The organism is Rhizobium sp. F40D2 (assembly GCF_051810745.2).
Taxonomy (GTDB): Bacteria; Pseudomonadota; Alphaproteobacteria; order Rhizobiales; family Rhizobiaceae; genus Rhizobium.
Map to the genome: position 1 here is coordinate 366,274 of NZ_JBPWQX020000001.1, position 23,660 is coordinate 389,933.

Genomic DNA, 23,660 nt, shown 5'->3' on the forward strand with positions numbered 1-23,660 from the left:
TCAGCTCTTGGGCAATCCGGCGTTGGAAACGCCGAGCGCGCGGATGAAGTGGTTGGGGCCGATCTGCTCGATGACCGCCGATTCAGGGCGGCTCAGCGACCGCACCTTTTCCGCCTGTTCGAGGAAGCGCGCGCTTCCGCCGGTCACGAACGGCCTGCTGCCGTCCGGAACGGCGGACAGCAGCAGCCTCGTATAGGGATGGCGCGGGTCGGAAAGAACCCTTTCGGTATCGCCCCATTCGACCATCTGGCCGGCAAACATCACGACGATCTCCTCGGCCACATGCGCCGCCGTTGCGATATCGTGGGTGATATAGAGCATGGCGAGATCGTTTTCCCGTTTCACCCTGGCGAGCAGGTCGAGAATATCCTTGCGGATGGAAACGTCGAGCATCGAGGTCGGCTCGTCGGCGACCAGCACGCTCGGCGCGACGGCCAGCGCCCGGGCGATGTTGACGCGCTGCCGCTGCCCGCCCGAAAGCTCATGCGGGAATTTCTGCCTGGTCACATCGGGTTCCAGCCCGACGCTTGCGAGCAGCCGGATAATCTCCTCGGCGAGATCAGCCTTTGCGCCGCTCTGCCGATGCAGTTGCAGCGGCCGCGCCAGATGATGGCTGACGGTGAAGGCCGGGTTGAGCGATGAGAACGGATCCTGGAAGACCATCTGCACTTCCCTGATGTAGCGATGCTCAGCCCCAGCGTCGCCGCGGGCAGTCAGCTCCTGCCCGCGGAAAAACAACCTGCCGCCGGTCGGCCTGTCCAGGCGCGCGATGATGCGGGCGCAGGTCGTCTTGCCGCAGCCGGATTCGCCGACGAGCGCCAATGCCCGGCCGGGAAACAGCGAGAAGGACACGCCTTTCAGCGCGCGGACCGGGCCGAAATTGCGCTCTATCCCTTCGAGCCGGATCACGGCTTCAGCAGCAACGGGATTTGCCTCCGCTTTCATGCCACGACTCCCGATAGATGCCGATTGTCCGGAAGCTGCGGAATGGCATTCCAGAGCTTCCGCGTATATTCGTGCTTGGGCGCATGGGCGACCTGGCTGACGTCGCCCACTTCGACGAGCTCGCCCTTCAGCATGACGCCGATGCGGCGGCAGAGCTGCGCCATCAGGTGCAGGTCATGGGTGATGAACAGCACGGAAAAGCCGTAGCTCCGCTGCAGGTCGACGACCTGTTCGAGGATCTCCCGCTGCACGACGACGTCGAGCGCCGTCGTCGGCTCGTCCATGATGATCAGTTCCGGTCTCAGCGCCAGGCAGATGGCGATGACGATGCGTTGGCGCATGCCGCCGGAGAACTGGTGCGGGTAGTCGCCGATGCGATGCGTGGGAATGCCGACGAGGCGGAACATCTCCTCTGCCCGCGCCCGGGATTCCGCATGCGAGCAGCCGGTGTGCCGGCGCAGAACGTCGTGGAACTGCGCCTCGACCCGCATCAGCGGATTGAGCGAATTCATCGCGCTCTGGAAGACCATGCCGATGCGCTTCCAGCGGATTGTCTGTAGCTCGCGTTCCGGCAGCTTCAGGAGATCCTGCCCATCCAGTCGGATGCTGCCGCCGCTGATCCAGGCGGGCGCCTTGGAAAGACGGGTGATCGCATAGGCGATCGTGCTCTTGCCGCAGCCGGATTCACCGGCGAGCCCGAAGATCTCGCCGCGGCCGATCGTGAAGGAGACGTCCTTCACGGCGCGGAATTCTCCCTTGTCGACGAGGTAGTCGACATTGAGCTTTTCGATTTCCAGAAGATTGTCGCTCATCGGCCAAGCTCCAGTTGCCTGTTGCGGGCGCGGTTGAGGCGAAACCAGCGGGCCAGCGCCGGGCCGGAGCGGAGCTGCGGATTGGCGATCTCGTCGAAGGTGAAATTCAAGAGCGCAAGGCCAAGGCCGGTCAGGGCGATGCCGAGCGCGGGCACCCCGATATCCCACCACGCGCCGACCATGATCGCCGAGGAATTCTGGGCGTTGTAAAGCATCGTACCCCAGGAGACTTTCAGCGGATCGCCGAAGCCGAGATATTCGAGCGTCGTCTGGGCAACGATGGCGTAGATGATGCTGCCGACAAGGTTGATCCCGATCAGCGTCGTCAGGTTCGGCAGGATCTCCACGAAGATGATGCGCCAGGCCGGCTCGCCGATCATCTTCGACGCCGTGACGAAATCGCGATTGCGCAGCGCCATCGTCTGCGACCGCGTCATGCGGGCGCCCCACGGCCAGGAGGTCAGCGCGATGATCGTCATGATCGTCATCGGCCCCACCGTGCCGGCAAAGGAGGCGAGCAGGATCAGAAGCGGCATGTTCGGGATGACGAGCACGGCATTCGTCGCAAGGTCGAGACAGGCATCCGTCCTGCCTCCGGCATAACCGGCGACGAGCCCGATCGCCGTGCCGAGAACGGTGATGGCAATGCCGGTGGCAAAGCCGACGGAAAGAGAGCTGCGGGCGCCCCAGACGAACTGGCGATAGACGTCCCGCCCCATTTTCGTGGTGCCGAGAACATGTTCGATCGACGGCGGCTGATGCGAGCGTCCGACACGTGCGCCCGGCTCACCGGGGGCGACGAGCGGCGCAAACAGCGCCATCAGCCACAGGACGGCGATGATGATCAGGCCGGCGAGCGCTTTCTTCTGCTTGAAGATGGGCCACAGCGTAAAGCTCATCACGCGGCCTCCCGCAATCTTGGATCGACAAAGCCATAGATGATGTCGACGAGGAAGTTTGCGCCAAGGGTCGCAAGCGTCATCAGCAGGAGCTGCCCCTGGATGACGGGGTAATCGCGGGCGATGCTCGCGGTATAGAGCGTCAGCCCCAGGCCGGGATAGTTGAAGACGATTTCGGTGACGATCGAGCCGCCGAAGACGGCGCCGAGCATCAGCGCCAGATTGGTCAGAACGGGAAGCATGGCATTGCGGGCGCCGTAGCCGAACATCACGGTGAGGTGGCTGAGCCCCTTGGCGCGGCCCATGGTCACATAGTCTTCGCCGAGCACCGAGATCATCGACGAGCGCATCGTCGTCTGGAATTCGCCGATCAGAAACGGCGAAAGCGTCAGGACCGGCAGGATCGCATGGGCGAAGACGCTGCCGATAAAGGTGAAATTGAAGGCGGGATCGAGATTGGGATCATAGGCATAACCCACCGGAAACCAGCGCAGCGAAACCGCGAAGACGAAAAGCGTCGTCAGCGCCACGATGACGGGCGGCACCGAAATCATGATCACCGAGAGCGGCGAGACGATCGTGTCGAAACGCCCGCCGCGGCGCCAGGCCGACGCTGCGCCCAGCACGACACCGACACAGAGGGAAAAGATAATCGCGGTGGTGACAAGGAAGATGGTCCAAAGGGTCGAACGGCCGAGCACCTGGACGACGGTCTGGGGGTAATATTTGACCGAGACGCCGAGATCGAGGGTCGCGAGCCCCTTCAGATAATCGGCGAATTGCCAAAGCATCGGCTGGTCGACCGCGCCGAAGCGCGCCTTGATCGCTTCGACGGCGGCGGGCGTTGCCCGTGGACCGAGCTGGGCAACCATGGCATCGACCGGGCTCCCCGGCATCAGCCGGGGAAGGATGAAGTTCACCACGATGGCAAAGGCCAGCGCGACCGCATAGACGCCGAGGCGCCGGCTCGAAATGCGCATTTCCGCTCCCTCGCTGGGCTTAGCTGACCGGCTTGAGACGCAGCAGATGCATCAGGCGCATGCGGTTGTTGTCGTGATCCTCCGGATTCATCACCGGATCCTTGTGGGTGACCCAGCCGGTGAAGCGCTTGCTGGAGAACTGATACCAGGTCGGCCCGTTGAAGACGGGCACGACGGGGAAGTCGTCGGCGATCAGCAGCTGAATGTCGTTGAAGATCTTCTTGTGATCCTCGTCCGACGTTGCCTGCAGATATTGATCGAAAAGCGCGTCCAGTTTCGGGTTGGAATAACGCGAGGGCGCGCCGGTGATGCGCCCGCCATAGGCTGTGGAAAGGCTCTGGTAATAGCCGCGGAACGGCGTTGCGCCATCGGCGCGGGAGTTCATGACGACCTCGAAGCTGCCGTCGATGATCTCTTTGCGCCATTGTTCATATTCGGGCGTGGCGACCGACGCATTGATGCCGGCGGCGCGCAGGCCTTCGACCGCGATCTGGACCGCATCGATCCAGTCCGTCCAGCCGTTCGGAACGATGATCGGGAAGGCGATCGGCTTGCCGCTCGGCGTCGTGCGGAAGCCGTCGGCGCCCTTCTTGTAGCCGGCATCGTCGAGAATCTTGCTGGCCTTCTCGGTGTCGAAGCCCATGAAAGCGTCCTTGCCGCCCTCGGCATCCTTGTTGCGCCAGCTTTCGAAGCGCGGCGGCAGGCCGGTCGCATGTTCGTTGACGACGGGATAGCCGAAGCCGGCAATATCGACCATGGACTTGCGATCCATGGCGAGGCTGAAGGCATGGCGGAAGTTTAGGTCCTTATAGGCCTCGAGGTTGCCTTCATTGCCGCTCTTGAAGTTCATCTGGAAGGCGACGGTTTCGGCCGGCGGCTGCCAATAGCCATTATGGTCGGCATCGAGCGCGACGAAGGTCTTGTCGATCTGGGGAATGAAGGATCCGATCCAGTCCATATTGCCCTCAGGCAGGATGGCAAGCATCTGGTCGTTGCCGGAGATCTGCGGCAGTCTCAGGCAATCGACATGCAGCGAGGCGGCATCCCAGTAGTTCGGGTTGCGGCACTGCTCGTAGACCTGCGGCGTGAAGCGGCGCAGCTCGGTCATCGGGCCGGAACCGACCGGCTTCTCGTTCTTGAAGGCGACTGGATCGGAAACATCCTTCCAGATATGCTCGGGAACGACGGCGAGGTCCGCCAGCGTTTCCGGGAAATCGGAGTTGACGGCCTTGAGATCGATCTTCACCTCGGTCGCTGACGGCGTTTCGACCGAGGCAACGGTCTCTCCGACGCCGACGGTGTCGAGGGCTGCGTTCTTCAGCATGAGGTCGATCGTATATTTCACATCGGCCGAGGTCAGCGGCTGGCCGTCGGACCATTTCACACCGGGTCGCAGCGTATAGGTGACCGATTTCATATCCTCGGAGAATTTATAGCCGGTCGCCAGACGGAAGACCGGCTTGCCGCCATCCTCGGCATTGAAGATCACCAGCGGCTCGTAGATGAAATCCATCGTGCTCTGCCGGCGGCCGGCAAGATCGAACGGATTGAAATTCTGAACCCAGCTGGTCTGCTCTTCGATGTGCATCGTCAGCACCGATTCAGCCGCCGCACTGCCCGCCCCGAAAGCGACGAGCGCCGTCAGCGCGGTTGCCGCTGCTAAGCCGGCGTGCACGGAAATGTTGCGAAACATGCGTTTGCTCGATCTCATTCCAACGTTCCCTTGTTGTTTATTTTTGAAGTCAATCAAATTGATTTAATATTGATAGTCAGTTTCCCGCCGATGCGTCAATTGCCGATCTCAAATTTTTCCGGGCGGCATCGGGAGCCGTTTTCGGCAGAGATCGAGATGCGCAATTTCATGGTGAACAAAAAATAAGGGCCGGGCTCGCCACGTTAGCAATTAAGGTACGTTTAAGTACGATAATTACTCCAACGATGGCGAATTGATCGGAAACTCCAGGTCGATAAGCATGAGGCTGCTCGCCACGGCCGGGATGTTTCCCCGGGTTTCAACATATGCAACCACCGAAACAGGCGAACTCCGATGACGAGCATCAATACCAACAATTCCGCGATGGCAGCCCTTCAAACGCTGCGCAGCATCAATTCCAATCTCGAAACGACACAGAACAGTGTCTCCACTGGTTATCGGGTCGATACTGCATCCGACAATGCCGCCTATTGGTCGATCGCCACCACGATGCGCTCCGACAACAAGGCGCTGTCTGCCGTCTCCGATGCGCTCGGCCTCGGCGCGGCGAAGGTCGATACTGCTTACACGGCAATGGACAGCGCGATCGACGTCGTCGACGAGATCAAAGCCAAACTTGTGGCAGCGACCGAAGACGGTGTCGACAAATCAAAGGTCCAGGAAGAAATCAGCCAGCTGCAGGAGCAGCTGATGAGCATTGCCCAGTCGGCGTCGTTCTCGGGCGAGAACTGGGTCGCGGGCGCCGACGGCACGAAGAGCGTCGTATCCTCCTTCGTTCGCGACGGCTCCGGCGCCGTTTCCGTGAAGATGACGGATTACGTTTTGGATACCAGTTCCGCCGGCAACGTGCTGTTCGGCATGAGCAGCGGTTCGATCGAAACCTCGACGGGTATCCTCGGAACGGCGGATGCAAACGGCGATTCCGTCTACTCGCTCGACATTACCAACTTCACCACCGGTCAGATCCAGTCGGCATTGTCGACCATCGAATCCGCGCTGTCGGCGATGACCTCGGCCGGTGCGCAACTGGGTTCGATCTCGACGCGCATCGATCTGCAGGAAGACTTCGTCGGCGCGCTGTCGGACTCGATCGACTCGGGCGTCGGCCGGCTGGTCGATGCCGACATGGAGGAGGAATCGAGCAAACTGTCCGCCTTGCAGACACAACAGCAGCTGGCGATCCAGTCGCTGTCGATCGCCAATTCCTCGTCCCAGAACATCCTGTCGCTTTTCCGCGGCTAATCGCAATCGCCGACACAAAGGGAGCCGGGCGCTTAAAACACCCGGCCTCCATCCGCCGATCAAACGATCGAGCCTGGCCTTGCCGGTCAGGCTCGATCGCATTTGGGACCGCTCTTGCCTCGACATGCCGGTTGACATGTCGATCGTCTCCACAGCAAACATGGTCGATCTTCTCAACCGCGGCAGAAATGCCGCGCGCGCGGGACCATCGCATGGAACGAGTTGAGCCTGCCCATCCCGATGCAAGGCCCGCCATCATCTGGCTCGGCTTCCTCGCCATGTGCATCGGCATGTTCATGGCGATCCTCGACGTTCAGGTGGTGGCGACGTCGCTCCCGACCATCCAGTCGGCACTGGGGATCGATCCCGATCAGATGAGTTGGATACAGACGGCGTATCTCATCGCCGAGGTGGTGGCGATCCCGCTCACCGGCCTGTTGACGCGGCTTCTGACCATGCGGTGGCTGTTCGTTGTTGCCATCGGCCTGTTCGTGACGGCTTCCGCCGGTTGCGCGGCCAGCGGCAGCTTCGGCGAACTGGTCGCCTGGCGGGTGCTGCAGGGTTTTTCCGGCGGAACCCTGATCCCCTCGGTGTTTTCGGCCGTCTTCATCCTGTTCCCGAACGAGCGGCAGGCGCTGGCGACGACGATCGCCGGCGTGCTGGCGGTGCTGGCGCCGACGGTCGGGCCGATCGTCGGCGGGTGGCTGACCGAGACCTATTCCTGGCACTGGCTGTTCCTGATCAACATCGTTCCGGGGATAGCCTCGGCAATCCTGGCGGCATTCTTCCTGCCGCGGCAGGCGGCCGACCCGTCCGAACTCAGGTATCTCGACGGCCTGTCGCTTCTCCTTATGGCGACCGCGCTGACGACGCTGGAACTCAGCCTGAAAGAGGCGCCGACCAGCGGCTGGACCTCGGCCTATGTGCTGAGCCTGCTGGCGATCTGTCTTGTCTCGGGCGGTGCGTTCATCGCTCGCACGCTCAGCCGGCGCCGGCCGATTGTCGATCTCGGCAATTTCGCCGATCGCAATTTTCTCGTCGGCTCGACCTTAAGCTTCGTGCTCGGCATCGGCCTGTTCGGCTCGGTCTATCTGATGCCGGTGTTTCTCGCTTTCGTCAGAGGCCACGACGCGCTTGAGATCGGCATGACGATGCTGGTGACCGGCATCGCGCAATTGGTGACGGCGCCGATCGCGGTCGCGCTGGAGAAGCGTTTGGATGCGCGGCTGCTGTCGGCCGCCGGTTTTGCGCTGTTTGCGATCGGCGTCGGCATGAGCGCGTTTCAGGATCCGCGTTCGGACTACGATGCGATGTTCTGGCCGCAGATCGTGCGCGGCGTCGCCATCATGTTCTGCCTGCTGCCGCCGACGCGGCTGGCGCTCGGCACGCTGCCGGCCGATCGCATTCCCGATGCGAGCGGGCTTTTCAATCTGATGCGCAATCTCGGCGGCGCCATCGGCATCGCGCTGATCGACACCATCATCTACACGCGCTCGGAACCGCTGGGCCAAGGTCTCTGGGCGCGTCTTCAGGCCGGCGACATCGACGCCGCCACATTCGTTGGCGCACCTCTTCAGGCCATATCGGGCCACAATGGGGAGTTCGATGCGGATACGACGGCGCTGCTCGATCCGCTGATCCAGACCGCGGCCAACGTTCAGGCGATCAACGAAGCCTGGATGGTCGTCGCCATCCTCACCGGCTGCGCCCTGCTCTGCGTGCCCTTCGCCAGGCGGCCGGCGTCAACGTGACACATGGCGATATGTTGCCGATCGGTCGGCCGCCGGTAAGATTTCTCTCAATCTTTTTGCGTCATCCTTCGATTCCCCTCTGATCAATCGACGAGATCTCAATGGCCCCGAACCTTGACCGCAGCTTTCAAATGCCCCGACGCGACGATCTCGGCCTGTTTACGATCAGCAACGGCTCCGGCCTGTCGATATCGGCGCTGCCGAACGGCACGCTGTTTGCCATCGAATATGCCGACAACAAGGGGTCGGTGCAGATCAATCAGATCGAGGGTTCGCCGCTCATCGGCGGCATCGGCCGCCTCTACCTGCGCATCGGCGGCGCTCGGCCTGATGTCGTCGAGATTGTCGGGCCGCGTGCCAATGGCAGCTTCGGATACGATGCGACGAGCTTCTGTTGGAGCGGCAAGGCAGGCGATATCGCCTATGACGTCCGTCTCGAACTCCATCCCTCCGAAACGGCATGGTTCTGGCGCGCCTCGCTCCGGCATCTGAAGGAGAAAACCCTGCCGGCGGATCTGGTGCTGATCCAGGATGTCGGCCTTGGCGATCGCGGCTTCCTGATGAACAGCGAAGCCTATGCCTCGCAATATGTCGATCACCATATCGCCGATCATCCGGCATTCGGCCCTGTCGTCATGAACCGGCAAAATCTCAAACAGGGTGGCGCCCGCAGTCCGTGGCTCGCCCAGGGCTGCCTCGACGGGACTGCGGCCTATGCCACGGATGCGATCCAGCTGGTGCAGGCGAAAGACCGCCTCGACGACCGGCTGGTCGGTCCCTTCGGCGCCAGCCTGCCGAGCGAACGGCGCCAGCAGGAAACGGCCTGCCCGGCCATTCAGTCGAAACCGCTCACCATTTCCGCAAGCGGTGCTGGTGCGACTTTCTTTGCAGTGTTTGCCGCCGATCATCCCGAGGCGTCGAGTGACGTCGATCTTGCGCGGCTCGACGGGCTCGCAACTGCGGAAAGTGTTGCCGCCGGCCTCGAAGCGGTGACGCCGGTCCGCAGCCTGTTGCAGGACGCGTCGCTGCTGGAGGTCGAACCGCTCGACAAAAAGGCAATCGGCCGGCTCTATCCCGAGCGGAGCCTGGGAGAGCGCGCCGGCGGGAAGCTGCTGTCGTTCTTCACGCCGGACGGCGGCCTGAACCGCCATGTCGTGCTGCGCGAGAAGGAGCTTTTGGTGGCGCGCCGTCACGGCGCGATCGTCCGAAGCGGTCAGAATATGCTGCTCGACGATTCCACCCTTGCCGCCACCTGCTGGATGCAGGGCATTTTCGCCGCGCAGCTGACGATCGGCAATACCTCGTTCCACAAGCTCTTTTCCGTCTCCCGCGACCCCTATAACCTGACGCGCGCCAGCGGCTTGCGCATCATGGCGGATATTGGTGCCGGCTGGCAGCTGCTCGCGGTGCCGTCGGCGTTCGAAATGGGGCTGAGCGACTGCCGCTGGATCTACCGATGTTCGGAACGCACGATCACCGTTGCGGCGGTCGCCTCCGGCGAGGATGCCGCGATGCAATGGTCCGTCTCTGTCGAGGGAAAGCCGTGCCGCTTCCTGGTGTTCGGTCATGTCGTTCTCGGTGAGCGCGAATATGACGCGGGCGGGCAGATCGAAGTCGATGCCGCACGCAAACGCATCGCCTTCCGGCCCGACCCGGCCTGGCTCTGGGGCGAACGTTATCCCGATGCCGGCTATTGGCTGGTGAGTTCGACACCCGATGCCATCGAGGAGATCGGCGGCGACGAACTGCTCTATACCGATGGCATTGCACGCAACGGCGCCTTCGTCGCCCTGCGCTCCCGGCCGACGCGGGCCCTCTCATTCGCCGTCGTCGGCTCGATGACCGATGCTGAAGAAGCCGAACAGCTGGCGCGACGTTATGAGGCCGGCGTCACCGATGCAGCCATACTCGCGCCGGCCTCGAAATTCTGGCGGAACGCCGTGCGCGGTCTGACGATCGATAGCCCTTCGCCGGACCTTGCCGCGCAGACGACGCTGCTTCCCTGGCTCGCGCATGACGCCATCGTGCATTTGAGCGTGCCGCACGGTCTCGAGCAATATACCGGTGCCGCCTGGGGCACACGCGACGCCTGCCAGGGGCCGATCGAATTCCTGCTCGCCTACGAGCATGACCGCGAAGCCAAGGAGGTGGTGAAAACGGTCTTCAGCGAACAGTACCTTGAGAAAGGCGACTGGCCGCAATGGTTCATGCTGGAGCCCTATGCCAACATAAGAGCGGGCGACAGCCATGGCGACGTTATCGTCTGGCCGTTGAAGGCGCTCTGCGACTATATCGAAGCGACCGGCGATCTCGCTATTCTCGACGAGAAGGTCGCCTGGCGCGATGAAAAGACCATGCAGAAGGCGCCGAAGGCCGACAGCATTGCGGTCCATGTCGACAAACTGCTCGATACCGTCCGCGGCCAGTTCATCCCGGGAACGCATCTGATCCGTTATGGCGAGGGGGACTGGAACGATTCCCTACAGCCGGCCGATCCGCATCTGCGCGACTGGATGGTCAGCAGCTGGACCGTCGCCCTGCTTTACGAGCAGATCGTCCGTTATTCCGCGATCCTACGTCGTCTCGGCCATGGGAAAAAGGCCAGAAATAACAAGGCAAAATCGCTGAGGAAAATCGCGACGGCGATGCGGCGGGATTTCAACCGCCATCTCGTGCGAGACGGCATCGTGGCCGGCTACGGCATCTTCGATCCCGCCCATGACGGGGTCGAATTGCTGCTGCACCCGAGCGACCGGCGTACCGGCCTCTCCTACTCGCTGATCGCGATGACGCAGGCGATGCTCGGAGGGCTGTTTTCGCCGGATCAGCGGCGCGATCATATGAAGCTGATCGAAAATCATCTGCTTTTCCCAGACGGCGTGCGGCTGATGGAGAAGCCGGCGACCTATGCCGGTGGCCCCGAGACGCTGTTTCGCCGCGCCGAATCCTCCTCCTTCTTCGGCCGTGAGATCGGGCTGATGTATGTGCATGCGCATCTGCGTTATTGCGAGACGCTCGCTTTGGACGCCGAGGCGGATGAACTCTGGAAGGCGATTTCGGTCGTCAATCCGATCGCCGTCACCACGGCCCTGCCGCAGGCGTCGTTGCGCCAGCGCAATACCTATTTCAGCAGCAGCGACGCGGCCTTCCATGACCGCTATCAGGCGGCGGCACAATGGGCGCGGGTCAAGGCCGGAAAGGTCGCCGTCGACGGTGGCTGGCGCATCTATTCGAGCGGGCCCGGGCTTTATGCCAGAAGCTTCGTCGAAAATATCCTCGGCTTCAAACGGCGCTTCGGCCGGCGCAGACGCAAACCGCTTCTCCCCGCGGTTCACGCCTCCGTCGAGCTGCAGACGGATCACGCCGCCTGGCGGCGGCTAATGAAACCGAAGCCCGACGCGTAATATTCACGACGAGGTGCTTGCGTCGCGCAGTTCTTCGAAGCGGGCGGCACTCTTGGACAGGTGAGTTCGGATGGCGCGGCGGGCGGCCGCCTCTTCGCCGTCGCGGATCGCCGCGAATATGGCATGGTGTTCCCGGCGCATGCGCGCCGCATGGCGCTTGCGCTCGGCCGCCGTCATTTTGTCCAGGCGGGCCCATTGCCGCGGCACCATGAGGTCGCCGAACGTATCGAAGAGGCGACCGTAATAGGAATTCTGCGTCGCGACCAGAATGGACCTGTGGAAGGCGTAGTCCTCCTGCGCCCCGTATCCGCCCTCCTCCAGCGCCTTGTCGAGCGCATCGAGCCGGTCCTGCATGCGGTCGAGATCCTCAGGCGTGCGCCGCAGCGCGGCAAGACCGGCGGCTTCGTATTCGACCCCCATGCGCAGCTCCAGCACGCGCAGGATCTCGTCGATCGACTGCAGGTCGTTGGGAATGATCGAGAAGGATCGCGGATTAGGATCGTTCGAGACGAAAGCTCCAAGCCCCTGCCGCGTGGTGATCAGACCCTTGGCGCGCAGCGTGGCGAGCGCCTCGCGGACGATCGTCCGGCTGACGCCGGTCGTCCTCATGATCGCCTGTTCGGTCGGCAGGCGCTGGCCGGGCTTCAGATCGCCGGACTCGATCTGCGCCATCAACATATCGGCAAGGCCGCTGCGCAGGTTCGTCGGCTGGCGAATGGTGTTGAAGACCGCGTTGTCGTTGTCCGTCATCCTGTGTCGAATCCTGCCTGTCGATGCGGCTGTGCCGGTCTCATGTCCTTTTGCTAACGCATGCCGGCAGGAAAGGCAAAACGACGTCGGTCACGGCAGCTCTGTGCGACAGCGCCGCGTCTGAAGACACGCGGCGCTGTCGCACTTAATTATGCAGTCGTCGTGCCAGGGCGGATCACCGCGCCAGCCAACCGCCATCGACGGGCAGCACCGTTCCATGCACATAATCGGAGGCCGACGATGCCAGGAACACGGCAGCCCCTCCAAGTTCGGCTGGTGTTCCCCAGCGCCCAGCCGGAATGCGGGCAAGGATGGCGGCGTTGCGGTCGGCATCCTCGCGCAGCGCCGTGGTATTGTTGGTGACGAAATAACCGGGCGCGATGGCGTTGACGTTGACGCCCTTGCCGGCCCATTCGCAGGCAAGCAGCTTGGTCAGGCCGGCAAGGCCGCTTTTCGAGGCGGTATAGGATGGGATGCGGATGCCGCCCTGGAAGGAGAGCAGCGAGGCGATGTTGATGATCTTGCCCCTGCCCTTGTCGACCATGTGGCGGCCGGCCGCCTGCGACAGGAAAAAGGCCGTCTTCAGATTGACGTCGATCACCGCGTCCCAGTCTTCTTCGGTGAAGTCGAGCGCATCGGCCCGGCGGATGATGCCGGCATTGTTGACCAGGATGTCGAGGCCGCCGAAGGTTTCGATGGCTTCAGCGACGATGCCCTTGACCGGCTCGATGGTGCCGAGATCGGCCTTGACGACGTGGAAGCGGCTTCCCGCCTGCTTCACCAGCGCCTCGGTTTCGTCCATCGACGAGCGCCCGACGGCGACGATCGAGGCGCCGGCCTCGGCCAGCGCCGCCGCGATGGCTTGGCCGATCCCGGTATTGGCGCCGGTGACGACGGCGGTTCTGCCTGTGAGGTCGAAGGGATTTGCCACTGCGCTCACCTCAGATCCGCAATGGCGATGTGATCCATGTCGGTGAAGCTCTTATTGTCGCCGGCCATCGCCCAGATGAAGCTGTAGTTCTTGGTGCCGGCGCCGGAATGGATCGACCAGGGCGGCGAGATGACCGCCTGTTCGTTGGCGACAAGCATATGCCGGGTCTGCTGCGGTTCGCCCATGAAGTGGAAGACGCGCTGTTCCGCTTCGAGATCGAAATAGAGATAGGCTTCCATGCGGCGATCATGCGTATGGGCCGGCATGGTGTTCCAGACGCTGCCCGGCTCGATCGTGGTGAAGCCGAGGGTGAGCTGGCAGGACTGGCAAACCTCAGGGTGGATGAACTGGTAGATCGACCGCTTGTTGGCCGTTGCCGCGTCGCCGGGCGTCAGGTGGCGGGCTTTCTCGCGGGTGAGCAGCACGGTCGGGTGTGCTTGATGCGCCGGCGTCGAGACCAGATAGAACTTTGCCGGATTGGCGGCATCCACGCTCTCGAACCGCACGTTCTTGGCGCCCTTGCCGGCATAGAGGCAATCATACTTGGCAAGATCATAGCTGGTGCCGTCGACGACGATGCGGCCGGCGCCGCCGATGTTGAGCGCGCCGAGTTCACGCTCGGCGAGGAAGGTTTCCTGGCCGATCGCCGTCGGCGCCGTCAGCGGCAGCCCGTCAGCAAGCGGCGTCGCGCCGCCGATGACCATGCGGTCGTAATGGGAATAAGTCAGCCGGATCTCGCCGCCCGCAAAAACGGTTTCCACCAGAAAGTGACGCCGCAGCGTCTCCGTGTCGTATTCGCGCACGGCCTCGGGATGGGAGGCGTGCCTCACGTCGATCTGCATGTCAATTTTCCTTCAACTTCATTGTCGTCAGGCGGTGCCGCTATTGCGGAAAGCCGGTTATGTTGGACGGTTTCCGGTGCGTGGTATCCGTCTGGTTACATAGTTGTACGACAAGTTCAGTGTCAACAGCTTTGTCCTGTGCCTCTTCGGGCAGGCGCACGGGACGACAAGCGCGAAAACTCATTCGGCAATAAGCAGGTACTCTTGGGGGAAAGCGAGGGCCGGATGATCGCGACAGGCCGTACGATAGCGCCGCGATAACAACTTGAATCTGCGCACCATGCTTTCCAAAAATCGATTCCGGTTTTCGAGCTGAGGCGCGGTCCGACGTTCTATGGCCCAGAACGAAAAAGCCTGCCGCGGGAGGAGGTGCGGCAGGCTTTCGAGAAAAACCGAACGACAGCTGGGAGGAGGAGTGCTGCCGTTCCCGCAGACGACCCTGGGAGGAGGATGGGGCGCCTGCAAATCGAAGGGATGCGGGAGGAGGTGCATCGCTTCGATAGAAATAATCATACTTATTTTGTGCTCAGTTGGTAGGCATTTCTTTGCAGGGCAGCTATGCGTTATGCGATAAGCAGGTAGCTCCTGTTACCATGATCCGGCCACGCCAAAAGCACAAAAGCAAAGCGCCCGCTTCGGAGAAAGCAGGCGCTGGCCAGGTCTTTAAAAGTGCTTACTGTGCAGGTCGTTAGCGGCCGATGGCAGCGCGAGCGACATTGCGGATATCGCCGCGGCCGATGCCGAGGTCGTCCAGTTCGCGCGCGGACATACGGCCCAGTTCAGCGACCGTCTGACGGTACTTGCGCCAGTTATTGAAAGAGCGTGCTACGTTCATGATGATCCCCTTTCCGTGGGCTTTCGAAGCCTAGCTGCCAGTCCTTGGCGCTTCGTTCGCTTCGATGAGTGGTATATAGGATGAACCCAGCGATTGTTGCAGCGCCAATGCATCACTGCACCTATGCGACGTTTGCATGGGTCGTCGGGTTGGAGGTGTTCCGGTCAGGATCCGAACCGCGTCGCGCTCAGAGTTTGAAGCGATCGAAGGCCGTCAGCCGCACGGTCGGCGGATCCGCGTCTCGCCACCGGTAGATTTCCGAGCGCAGATAGGAAAGCTCGTCACCAAGATCGTCTTCGCCGACTTCGATCCACCAGGACTTCAGGCGGCCGTCGCTTCCATCAGACCAGCGGTAGCCCCTCGCCTTCAGATGGTCCTTCATCTCGAACGGGCTGTGTTCGGCAAAGATGCGGATGCGCGAGCGCTGGCTGGCGCGATAAAGCTCGGCAAACGGACTTTCACCGTCGCCTTGCTGTCGATCGAGGATTTCCAGCAGCGCGTGGCAGTCGTCCACGGCGCGATGGCCGTCATGGAAATAACCGGCCTGGCCGACGAGATAGCCGAGCTTGGTGCCTTCGAAACCGCGGGCGCTCCAATCGATCTCCGACACCGAACAGGCCCAGGCCTTGCCGGCGAAGATCGTCGAGAAAGCTTCGCAGAACGGTCGGTCGAAGCCGGCATTGTGGGCGATGATCAGATCGGCCGGTTCGATCAGGGTGCTCAGCGACCTCATATCGATGACCTGGCCTTCGACCATCGCATCGGTAATGCCGGTCAAACGGGTAATTTCGGCCGGAATTGGCCGCGACGGCTGTTGCAGGCCGCCATAGACGCCGACGATATCGCCAATCGCGCCGTCATCGTCGAATGTGAAGGCGACGGCGCCGATTTCAATGATCTCGTCGCTGCGGTGGTTGAGACCGGTCGTCTCCGTATCGAGAATGACGCCAAGCCGCGAAAACTCCGGCCGTCTGGCCGTTGCAATCGGCCGGGCGGTCAGTTTCCGGAGGATACGGTAGTTGCCGCTCTTTTCAAGCGTGCGCGCCATGTCTTCATTGGAATGGCCGGCCGGCTGCGACGTCGGCCGGCGCAATCGAGCGCGCTCCTTGGGCACCGTCAGTGACGGCTTGGCAAACATATCGAGTTGCAGATCTCTCTGCACGCTCATCGAACCTGTATGCCACGCAGACGCGGTTTAATCCATCACGCGCGGCGCTATCCCCAGCCCTTGCCTTTCACGGACATGCAAGCTTAGCTGAGCGCGAGCAGCCAAAGGAAAAGCCATGCCCGGTGACAACGGTAAGGGTGTCGAACAGGACGTCGTCATCATCGGCGCCGGGGCCGCCGGCATTGCCGCTGCCCGTCGCCTGCAGGCGATCCGTCCGGATCTTTCGATCCTGCTGCTGGAAGCCGGCGATCGTCTCGGCGGCCGCGCCTGGAGCATCGGACTGCCGGGAGCATCCGACATCGCGCTCGACCTCGGCTGCGGCTGGTTGCACGGGGCGCGGACCAATGCCTGGACTGGCATTGCCGACGAGGTCGGATTGACGGTCGACCGCACGCCGGCGCCCTGGAACGGCGGGCGGCGGCTGCAGCGCGACGATGCGGAAACCCGCGCCGCACAGGAGGCGATCGGCGCCTATTTCGAACGCCTGGAAAGCCATGAAGGCGATGACACCGATCTGGCCGCGATGCTTGAACCCGGCAATGCCTGGAATGGCCAGATCAGGGCGATCGGCACCTATATCACCGGCGCCGAGTTGGAACGTTCGTCGGTCGTCGACTACAACAGATACGACCCCGGCCCTGGCCCCGATTGGCGGGTGCGTGAGGGCTATGGAACATTGATCTCCCGTTATGGCAGGCCGGTTCCGGCAAGGCTTGGCGTCGAGGTCACGCGCATCGACCACCGTCATGCAGGCCATATCGCCATTGAGACGAACCAGGGTGGGCTCAGCGCCCGTGCAGTGCTGGTGACGGTTTCGACGAATATGCTTGCCGCCGAAAAGATCGCCTTCGACCCTCCCTTGCCCGAGAAGATCGAGGCGGCGGCGCGTCTGCCGCTCGGGCTCGCCGACAAGCTCTTCCTCAGGCTCGATAATCAGGAGGCGCTGCCGGCCGATACCCATATGCTCGGCTCCATCAGCCGCGGCGCGACCGGCACCTATCAGCTCCGGCCGCTCGGCGCTCCTGTCGTCGAGGCCTATTTTGCCGGCGACCTCGCGCATGATCTGGAGCGTGAGGGCAGAGACGCCGCCTTTTCCTTCGCCGCCGATGAGCTGGCGGCACAATTCGGCGCCGATATCCGCAAGGAATTGTCGGTGACGGCGATCTCGGCCTGGGCTGCAGCGCCGCATATCGGCGGTTCCTATTCCTATGCCGAGCCCGGAGCCTCGGATCTCCGCACGGTCTTGGCCGCACCGCATGACCAACGGATATTCTTTGCCGGCGAGGCCTGTTCGCGCTCGCGTTATTCGACAGCGCATGGCGCCTACGAGACCGGTGTCGCCGCCGCCGATCTGATTGCCGGTTCGTTTTCGAAAAAAGCGTAAATCGCCGGGCGCATGGCCTGCGGGAAAATTTTTTCCCACTTGTGGCACCGGCGGGATTGGCTATGCTGCTCCAGCCCCTGCGCCGGATGTGCCCAGGGCGCTAGACGTCATCCGGCGGCAAGCGGCCGCCTCAAGCTCGATATTGTCATTGATTGCGGAAGCCCCGGCTTCTACCCCGGCGATTTTGTGCGTCGGCTGCGGGCGTCCGCATGAGGAGGAAGAAATGGATTATCGCAAGCTCGGTCCCAGCGGGACCGTCGTCACCGCCTATTGCCTGGGCACCATGACCTTCGGCGCGGAGGCCGACGAAGCGGCCTCGCACAAGCTGCTCGACGATTATTTCGCCTGGGGCGGCAATTTCATCGATACCGCCGATGTCTATAGCGCCGGCAAATCGGAAGAGATCATCGGACGCTGGCTGAAGGCGCGCCCGACCGAAGCCCGCCAGGCAATCGTCGCCACCAAGGGCCGTTTTCCGATGGGCAACGGACCGAACGACATCGGCCTGTCGCGCCGCCATCTCGGCCAGGCGCTCGACGACTCTCTGCGTCGTCTCGGCCTCGAGCAGATCGATCTCTACCAGATGCATGCCTGGGACGCGCTGACGCCGATCGAGGAAACGCTGCGCTTCCTCGATGATGCGGTTTCCTCAGGCAAGATCGGCTATTACGGCTTCTCCAATTATGTCGGCTGGCACATCGCCAAGGCCTCGGAGATTGCCAAGGCGCGCGGTTATACCCGCCCGGTGACGCTGCAGCCGCAATATAATCTGCTGGTGCGCGACATCGAGCTCGAAATCGTCGCGGCCTGCCAGGATGCCGGCATGGGCCTGTTGCCCTGGTCGCCGCTTGGCGGCGGCTGGCTGACCGGCAAATACAAGCGCGACGAGATGCCGACCGGCGCCACCCGCCTCGGCGAAAATCCCAATCGCGGCGGCGAATCCTATGCGCCGCGCAATGCGATGGAGCGAACCTGGGCGATCATCGCTGTTGTCGAGGAAATCGCCAAGGCGCACGGCGTCAGCATGGCGCAGGTGGCGCTCGCCTGGACGGCGGGGCAGCCGGCGATCACCTCAGTCATCCTCGGCGCCCGCACGCCCGAACAGCTCGCCGACAACTTGGGCGCCATGAAGCTCAAGCTCTCCGACGACGACATGGCGAAGCTCAACGAGGTGAGTGCGCCTCAGCCGTTCGACTATCCCTATGGCAAGGGCGGCATCAACCAGCGGCAGCGCAAGATCGAAGGCGGCCGCTGAGCTTCGGTCCATAAGCAACAAGTTGTCTCAGATCTGCAGCCACCAATGCAAAAAGCCGCCATGTTTTTTCATGGCGGCTTTTCTGCTTGGGAGGCGATTTAGGCCGGAAGCTGGAAAATCACATTGGCGATCAGGACGATCGCCAGGCCGCCGGCGAGTGCCAGATAGGGCAGCATGCCGGCTTTCTTGACGCCGAGATCCTGGCCGACGAGGCCGAGATCCTCCATCGCGCCGGCCGGGAACTTGCCGCCGTCGCGCACATAGTGGCGATAGGCGAAGACCGGCAGGATCAGGGCGGCGAAGATGAAGCCGACCCAAAGTGCGTTGGAATAACCCCAGACCTTGGCGCCGGCGCCGAGGAACAGTGCGTTGACGAAGGCGAGCACGGTGTTGAGGCCGATCAGCCAGGTCGGCGCCTTCCAGGGGCGTTCGATGTGGCCGGAATCCATCCGATGGATCCAGCCGGAATTGAGGTTCAGGAAGTTGAAGATGATGTAGCCGACATTCGAGACGGCGAGCACGAAGAAGTAGCCGCCGGTATCCGAGGCGATGGCCAGAAGGAAGAGGTTGAAGGCGAAATCGGTCCACATCGCCCGCGTCGGGGCGCCGTTTTCGTTGACGTGGTCGAGATATTTCGGCAGCCAGCCGTCCTTCGAGCCCTGATAGAGCGTGCGCGAGGAGCCGGCCATCGCCGTCATGATGGCGAGGAAAAGCGCCATGATCATCAGCACGACGAGCAGCTGGGTGACGACGCGGCCGGCGCCGATCAGGCCGCCGAGTGCTTCGGCAACGCCGGTGCCGTCGACGATGCCGGGGGCGAGCATGCCCGCATGGCCGAGAACGCCCTGGAAGGCGAAGGGCACCAGGAAGAAGAACAGGCAGCAGGCAAGGCCGGAATAGAAGATCGCCTTGAAGGTATCGGTCTTCGGGTTCTTGAGTTCACGGGTGTAGCACACGGCGGTCTCAAAGCCGTAGGTCGACCAGGCGGCGATATAGAGGCTGCCGAGGAAGAGCGTCCAGCCGCCGTTGCTCCAGGTGCCGTCGGTGCCGGAATAAGCGGCCGTCGGCGGTACGAGGCCGGTAACGTTGGCGGCAAGGATATGGCCGCTGACGATCGGGTAAAGGCCGATGATGAGCAGCGGCACCAGCACGATGATTGCCAGCCACTTCTGCACGCTTGCCGTCTCGGAGATGCCGCGATGCTGGATCGCGAAGATGATCAGCATCAGGATGCCGCCGATGAAGAAGGTGGCGTTGACATTGGCGGTGGCAAGAAAGGGAATGCTGAAGCTGACGAGCGACCAGCTGCGGATCCACGGTGTCAGCGCAGCGATGCCGTCGGTGCTCAGCAACGCTTTGACGGCGTCGTCCGGCGTCGTGCCGGCATGGGCCGCAATATATTCGGCGACGCGGGGGCTATCGGCCGTGATGGACGCGGCATGCGCGGAGATCCAATCGAGGACCATCTGCGAATCCGCCGCCGGGATGGGGAAAAAGGCATTGAGGATATAACCGGCGGCGATGGCGCAGCCGAGCGACAGCACGGGCGACCAGGCAAACCAGTTGCACCAGACGGACAGCGGCGCGATGAACTTCGAATAACGCAGCCATGCGGTGGCGCCATAGACCGAGGCGCCGCCGGATTTGTTGGCGAACATACCGGCGATTTCGGCATAGGTGAAGGATTGCAGGAAACCCATCACCATTGAAATAATCCAGACGAGAAAGGCGAGCTTGCCCGTCGTGCCCGCAATACCGCCGATGGAGAAAAGAACGAGCGGCGGCACGCCCGCAGCCACCCAGAATGCGCCCTTCCAGTCGAGCGCGCGTACAAGCTTACCTTCGATGCCGGATGAAATTCCGGCCTCCACCACGTCTGTCATCGGTGAAATTCCCCATTCGATTTGTTCCCGGACGTATCTTTGTACGTCTCCCTGAACGTGTCTCCCTGACAGTCTCAAGCCCGCCCGGATGATTTTGGCGATCCGTGTTCCCGACGGATTCCCGAGTCTCAGCCTTGATGCATAGTGAAGAAATTTTCTTTTTAGTCAATACACCTTTACTTTCCGAAGGCGTTTTGTAACCTGTATGGGTGTGCCCGAGAGCATGCCCATCCCATGAGGGCAGTATGCGAGAACTTCATCCTGCTACGACCGGGTTGCGCCCGGCCACTCCGAGCCTGGTGCGCTATCCCGGCATTCCCACCCTGCCGGAGGGAATGGAGCGCTATAGGGCCAAGGGCGGCGGATCGGTCGTCGCGCGTGTCGAGCCGGGAGATGTCGTCAGCGTTATCGACAGCGAGGGCGGACAGGTTTGCGAGATCTCCTTTGTCGATGAAAAAGGCCGCTTCCTGGCGGCGGGCCTCGGAACGGCGTTCAGCAATTCTGCTCAGGGTTTAAAAGCTATTCTTCAAGCAGAGGATGAAAGTGCTGCGCGTACGCGTGTAGCACTTCGCCGTCGCGGCGCGGATCTGACTGCGGCTGGAGCACTTAGGATCTTCGGGGCGGGATCGAGCCCGGGCAGCCGGGCGGAATTCACGATTGCCATGAAGGGACTGTTGATCGTCGCGGCACCCGCCGGTGCGATGTCGCCGGAGGCGCAGGATACGGCGACGCCGATCGAGATCAGGATCAAGCGCAGCCTCCTGATCCGCGATTATGCCTCCGCCCTGCCGGAGCCGGCCGCCGACCCCATCGAGGATATCCGCATCCGGGCGGCGACCGCCACAGCCTATTTGGTGCGCGCCGGCGAATTCATCCAGATCGTCGATGTTTATGGGCGCCAATGCACCGACTTCCAGGCTTTTGCCGCTCGCAAGGTCGACAAGGGCCTCGATCTCGCACTGGATTCGACGGTGACTCGCACGCTGCTCAGCCGCAGCTATCCGGTGCCGGGCCTGCCCTCCAAGGCCTTCGACCGCGATTTCGAGCCGCTGGTCGAGATCGTCCAGGATACGGTCGGGCGCCACGATGCCTTCGCGACCGCCTGCAATTCGCGCTATTACGATGACATGGGTTATCCCGGCCACGTCAACTGCACGGACAATTTCAACGCGGCGCTGGCGCCTTACGGCATTGCCGGCCGCAAGGGCTGGGAAGCGCTGAATTATTTCTACAACACCAATATCGACCACAACAACCAGCTCTATCTCGACGAGCCCTGGTCGCGCCCCGGAGACTACGTGCTGATGCGGGCGCTGACCGATCTTGTCTGTGTCTCCTCGTCCTGCCCCGACGATATCGACGCGGCGAACGGCTGGGATCCGACGGATATCCACGTCCGCACCTTTTCCGGAAAAGAAAAATTCTCACGAGCGGTGGCCTATCGCATGACCCCAGACGCCGACGCCGAACTGACGCGCGAAACCGCCTTCCATCCCCGTCTCTCCGCCCTGACGCGGGACTATGCCGAATATCGCGGCTACTGGCTGCCGAACCGCTTTTCCGCCGAAGGGCCGGTCGAGGAATACTGGGCCTGCCGCGAGCGCGCCGCCATCATGGATCTCTCGCCGTTGCGGAAGTTCGAGGTGACGGGGCCGGATGCCGAGGAGCTCTTGCAATATTGCCTGACGCGCGATGTGCGCAAACTGTCGACCGGCCAGGTCGTCTATTCCGCCATGTGCTACGAAAACGGCGGCATGATCGACGACGGCACGCTTTTCCGGCTCGGCGACAAGAATTTCCGCTGGATCGGCGGCGATGATTCCAGTGGCATATGGCTGCGTCAGCAGGCCGAGAAGAAGGGCTTCAAGGCCTGGGTCCGCTCCTCGACCGATCAGATGCACAATATCGCCCTGCAGGGCCCAAAGAGCCGCGATATCTTGAAGGACATCATCTGGACGGCGCCGCGCCAGCCGACGATCGGCGAGCTCGAATGGTTCCGCTTCACCGTCGGCCGCATCGGCGGTTTCGAGGGCGCCCCCGTCGTCGTCTCGCGCACGGGCTATACCGGTGAGCTCGGCTACGAGATCTTCTGCCATCCGAAGGATGCGCTGACGGTGTTCGATGCCGTCTGGGAGGCAGGACAGCCGCATGGCCTGAAGCCGATGGGGCTGGAGGCGCTCGACATGGTCCGCATCGAGGCAGGCCTGATCTTCGCCCATCACGAATTCACCGACCAGACGGACCCGTTCGAGGCGGGTATCGGCTTCACCGTGCCGCTGAAATCCAAGCAAGACGAATTCATCGGGCGCGAGGCGCTGATCCGGCGCAAGGAACACGCGCGTCATCTGCTCGTCGGCCTCGACGTCAAGGCCAACGAGGCCGTCGGCCACGGCGATTGCGTTCATATCGGCCGCGCTCAGGTGGGCGTGGTCACCAGCGCCACCCGCTCGCCGATCCTCGGCAAGACGATCGCGCTCGCCCGCATCGACGTGATGCATGCAAGTCCGGGCACAGAGGTGGAAATCGGCAAGCTCGACGGCCACCAGAAGCGCCTGCCGGCGACAATCGAGCCGCTTTCCCACTACGACCCGCAGAAGACGCGGCCGCGTTCGTAATGCATGCATTGGAGACCTGGTGACGCCGATCCGTTCCGGACCTCGCCGATGCGGCATCACGCACCGGCGACAATGTAAAGCGGCAACGATACAACCAGTTAGAGAATATAGAGTTTCGAAAAACTGAAAGTTGACAAATTCGGGTTAAGTCATTATATCGGTATTGTCGATATTGCTTGTTTGACTTTTGTTATCGCACGCCGACAACGTGCCCTGGACGAACTTCCCTCTTCAAAATCGAGATTATCAT

Annotated in this window: 17 protein-coding genes; 6 read left to right on the top strand and 11 right to left on the bottom strand. The window is 62.3% G+C overall.

The window, feature by feature from the left end:
• The 5 genes from ACS4RS_RS24030 to ACS4RS_RS24050 are packed head-to-tail and all read right to left on the bottom strand — an operon-like array spanning position 1 to position 5,347.
• The gene (locus ACS4RS_RS24030; protein ID WP_439013371.1) at positions 1–945 is read right to left on the bottom strand and encodes an ATP-binding cassette domain-containing protein; all 945 of its coding nucleotides are present in this window, start codon (positions 943–945) and stop codon (positions 1–3) included.
• Positions 942–1,757 carry an ABC transporter ATP-binding protein gene (locus tag ACS4RS_RS24035; protein WP_179612860.1) on the bottom strand — a complete coding sequence of 272 codons (816 nt, stop codon included), beginning with the start codon at positions 1,755–1,757 and terminating at the stop codon, positions 942–944. The genes ACS4RS_RS24030 and ACS4RS_RS24035 overlap by 4 nt, the downstream gene beginning before the upstream one ends.
• Positions 1,754–2,656 (bottom strand): ABC transporter permease subunit, encoded by a 903-nt coding sequence (locus ACS4RS_RS24040; protein WP_439013372.1) that lies wholly within the window; start codon positions 2,654–2,656, stop codon positions 1,754–1,756. Before ACS4RS_RS24040 ends, ACS4RS_RS24035 begins: the two co-directional genes overlap by 4 nt.
• Positions 2,656–3,636, bottom strand: coding sequence for an ABC transporter permease subunit (locus ACS4RS_RS24045; RefSeq protein WP_439013373.1), 981 nt, complete (start codon positions 3,634–3,636; stop codon positions 2,656–2,658). The genes ACS4RS_RS24040 and ACS4RS_RS24045 overlap by 1 nt, the downstream gene beginning before the upstream one ends.
• Positions 3,637–3,655: 19 nt before the next feature.
• A complete protein-coding gene (locus ACS4RS_RS24050; protein ID WP_439013374.1) occupies positions 3,656–5,347 on the bottom strand; it encodes an ABC transporter substrate-binding protein in 1,692 nt (563 codons plus the stop codon).
• Positions 5,348–5,683: 336 nt separating this feature from the next.
• On the opposite strand from ACS4RS_RS24050, the gene ACS4RS_RS24055 reads away from it, so the two are divergent.
• From ACS4RS_RS24055 to ACS4RS_RS24065, 3 genes are all read left to right on the top strand, one after another.
• On the top strand, positions 5,684–6,592 hold the full coding sequence (locus tag ACS4RS_RS24055) for a flagellin N-terminal helical domain-containing protein (RefSeq protein WP_439013375.1): 909 nt from the start codon (positions 5,684–5,686) through the stop codon (positions 6,590–6,592).
• 212 nt (positions 6,593–6,804) lie between these two features.
• Positions 6,805–8,343 carry a DHA2 family efflux MFS transporter permease subunit gene (locus tag ACS4RS_RS24060; protein ID WP_439013376.1) on the top strand — a complete coding sequence of 513 codons (1,539 nt, stop codon included), beginning with the start codon at positions 6,805–6,807 and terminating at the stop codon, positions 8,341–8,343.
• 101 nt (positions 8,344–8,444) lie between these two features.
• Complete coding sequence (locus ACS4RS_RS24065; RefSeq protein ID WP_439013377.1) at positions 8,445–11,747, top strand: cellobiose phosphorylase; 3,303 nt, start codon at positions 8,445–8,447, stop codon at positions 11,745–11,747.
• A 3-nt stretch (positions 11,748–11,750) separates the two neighbouring features.
• Here the strand turns inward: ACS4RS_RS24065 and ACS4RS_RS24070 are convergent, their stop codons facing one another.
• The 5 genes from ACS4RS_RS24070 to ACS4RS_RS24090 all read right to left on the bottom strand — a co-directional run bounded on the left by ACS4RS_RS24070 (position 11,751) and on the right by ACS4RS_RS24090 (position 16,273).
• Positions 11,751–12,497: an FCD domain-containing protein gene (locus ACS4RS_RS24070; protein ID WP_439013378.1), complete on the bottom strand. Its 747-nt coding sequence runs from the start codon at positions 12,495–12,497 to the stop codon at positions 11,751–11,753.
• A 175-nt stretch (positions 12,498–12,672) separates the two neighbouring features.
• Entirely contained in the window at positions 12,673–13,437 is a 765-nt protein-coding gene (kduD, locus tag ACS4RS_RS24075) for a 2-dehydro-3-deoxy-D-gluconate 5-dehydrogenase KduD (RefSeq protein ID WP_439013379.1), read from the bottom strand.
• On the bottom strand, positions 13,434–14,270 hold the full coding sequence (gene kduI, locus ACS4RS_RS24080) for a 5-dehydro-4-deoxy-D-glucuronate isomerase (RefSeq protein ID WP_439013380.1): 837 nt from the start codon (positions 14,268–14,270) through the stop codon (positions 13,434–13,436). Before kduI ends, kduD begins: the two co-directional genes overlap by 4 nt.
• Positions 14,271–14,958: 688 nt before the next feature.
• Complete coding sequence (locus tag ACS4RS_RS24085) at positions 14,959–15,105, bottom strand: DUF1127 domain-containing protein (RefSeq protein WP_097616699.1); 147 nt, start codon at positions 15,103–15,105, stop codon at positions 14,959–14,961.
• A gap of 187 nt (positions 15,106–15,292) precedes the next feature.
• A complete protein-coding gene (locus ACS4RS_RS24090; RefSeq protein WP_439013381.1) occupies positions 15,293–16,273 on the bottom strand; it encodes a 3'-5' exonuclease in 981 nt (326 codons plus the stop codon).
• 115 nt (positions 16,274–16,388) lie between these two features.
• On the opposite strand from ACS4RS_RS24090, the gene ACS4RS_RS24095 reads away from it, so the two are divergent.
• Complete coding sequence (locus ACS4RS_RS24095) at positions 16,389–17,657, top strand: FAD-dependent oxidoreductase (RefSeq protein WP_439013382.1); 1,269 nt, start codon at positions 16,389–16,391, stop codon at positions 17,655–17,657.
• Between the two features lie 223 nt (positions 17,658–17,880).
• Entirely contained in the window at positions 17,881–18,912 is a 1,032-nt protein-coding gene (locus tag ACS4RS_RS24100) for an aldo/keto reductase (protein WP_439013383.1), read from the top strand.
• A gap of 98 nt (positions 18,913–19,010) precedes the next feature.
• On the opposite strand, the gene ACS4RS_RS24105 is transcribed toward ACS4RS_RS24100, so the two are convergent.
• The gene (locus tag ACS4RS_RS24105) at positions 19,011–20,795 is read right to left on the bottom strand and encodes an APC family permease (RefSeq protein ID WP_449314004.1); all 1,785 of its coding nucleotides are present in this window, start codon (positions 20,793–20,795) and stop codon (positions 19,011–19,013) included.
• 245 nt (positions 20,796–21,040) lie between these two features.
• On the opposite strand from ACS4RS_RS24105, the gene ACS4RS_RS24110 reads away from it, so the two are divergent.
• The gene (locus ACS4RS_RS24110; protein WP_439013384.1) at positions 21,041–23,410 is read left to right on the top strand and encodes a DUF1989 domain-containing protein; all 2,370 of its coding nucleotides are present in this window, start codon (positions 21,041–21,043) and stop codon (positions 23,408–23,410) included.
• Positions 23,411–23,660: the final 250 nt, after the last annotated feature.

Coding starts and splice junctions, on each gene's coding strand:
- ACS4RS_RS24090 (WP_439013381.1), bottom strand. CDS start 16,273: ATGAGCGTGCAGAGAGATCTGCAACTCGATATGTTTGCCAAGCCGTCA.
- ACS4RS_RS24035 (WP_179612860.1), bottom strand. CDS start 1,757: ATGAGCGACAATCTTCTGGAAATCGAAAAGCTCAATGTCGACTACCTC.
- ACS4RS_RS24110 (WP_439013384.1), top strand. CDS start 21,041: ATGCGAGAACTTCATCCTGCTACGACCGGGTTGCGCCCGGCCACTCCG.
- ACS4RS_RS24060 (WP_439013376.1), top strand. CDS start 6,805: ATGGAACGAGTTGAGCCTGCCCATCCCGATGCAAGGCCCGCCATCATC.
- ACS4RS_RS24055 (WP_439013375.1), top strand. CDS start 5,684: ATGACGAGCATCAATACCAACAATTCCGCGATGGCAGCCCTTCAAACG.
- ACS4RS_RS24065 (WP_439013377.1), top strand. CDS start 8,445: ATGGCCCCGAACCTTGACCGCAGCTTTCAAATGCCCCGACGCGACGAT.
- kduI (WP_439013380.1), bottom strand. CDS start 14,270: ATGCAGATCGACGTGAGGCACGCCTCCCATCCCGAGGCCGTGCGCGAA.
- ACS4RS_RS24095 (WP_439013382.1), top strand. CDS start 16,389: ATGCCCGGTGACAACGGTAAGGGTGTCGAACAGGACGTCGTCATCATC.
- ACS4RS_RS24105 (WP_449314004.1), bottom strand. CDS start 20,795: ATGACAGACGTGGTGGAGGCCGGAATTTCATCCGGCATCGAAGGTAAG.
- ACS4RS_RS24050 (WP_439013374.1), bottom strand. CDS start 5,347: ATGAGATCGAGCAAACGCATGTTTCGCAACATTTCCGTGCACGCCGGC.
- ACS4RS_RS24070 (WP_439013378.1), bottom strand. CDS start 12,497: ATGACGGACAACGACAACGCGGTCTTCAACACCATTCGCCAGCCGACG.
- ACS4RS_RS24030 (WP_439013371.1), bottom strand. CDS start 945: ATGAAAGCGGAGGCAAATCCCGTTGCTGCTGAAGCCGTGATCCGGCTC.
- ACS4RS_RS24045 (WP_439013373.1), bottom strand. CDS start 3,636: ATGCGCATTTCGAGCCGGCGCCTCGGCGTCTATGCGGTCGCGCTGGCC.
- ACS4RS_RS24085 (WP_097616699.1), bottom strand. CDS start 15,105: ATGAACGTAGCACGCTCTTTCAATAACTGGCGCAAGTACCGTCAGACG.
- ACS4RS_RS24040 (WP_439013372.1), bottom strand. CDS start 2,656: ATGAGCTTTACGCTGTGGCCCATCTTCAAGCAGAAGAAAGCGCTCGCC.
- ACS4RS_RS24100 (WP_439013383.1), top strand. CDS start 17,881: ATGGATTATCGCAAGCTCGGTCCCAGCGGGACCGTCGTCACCGCCTAT.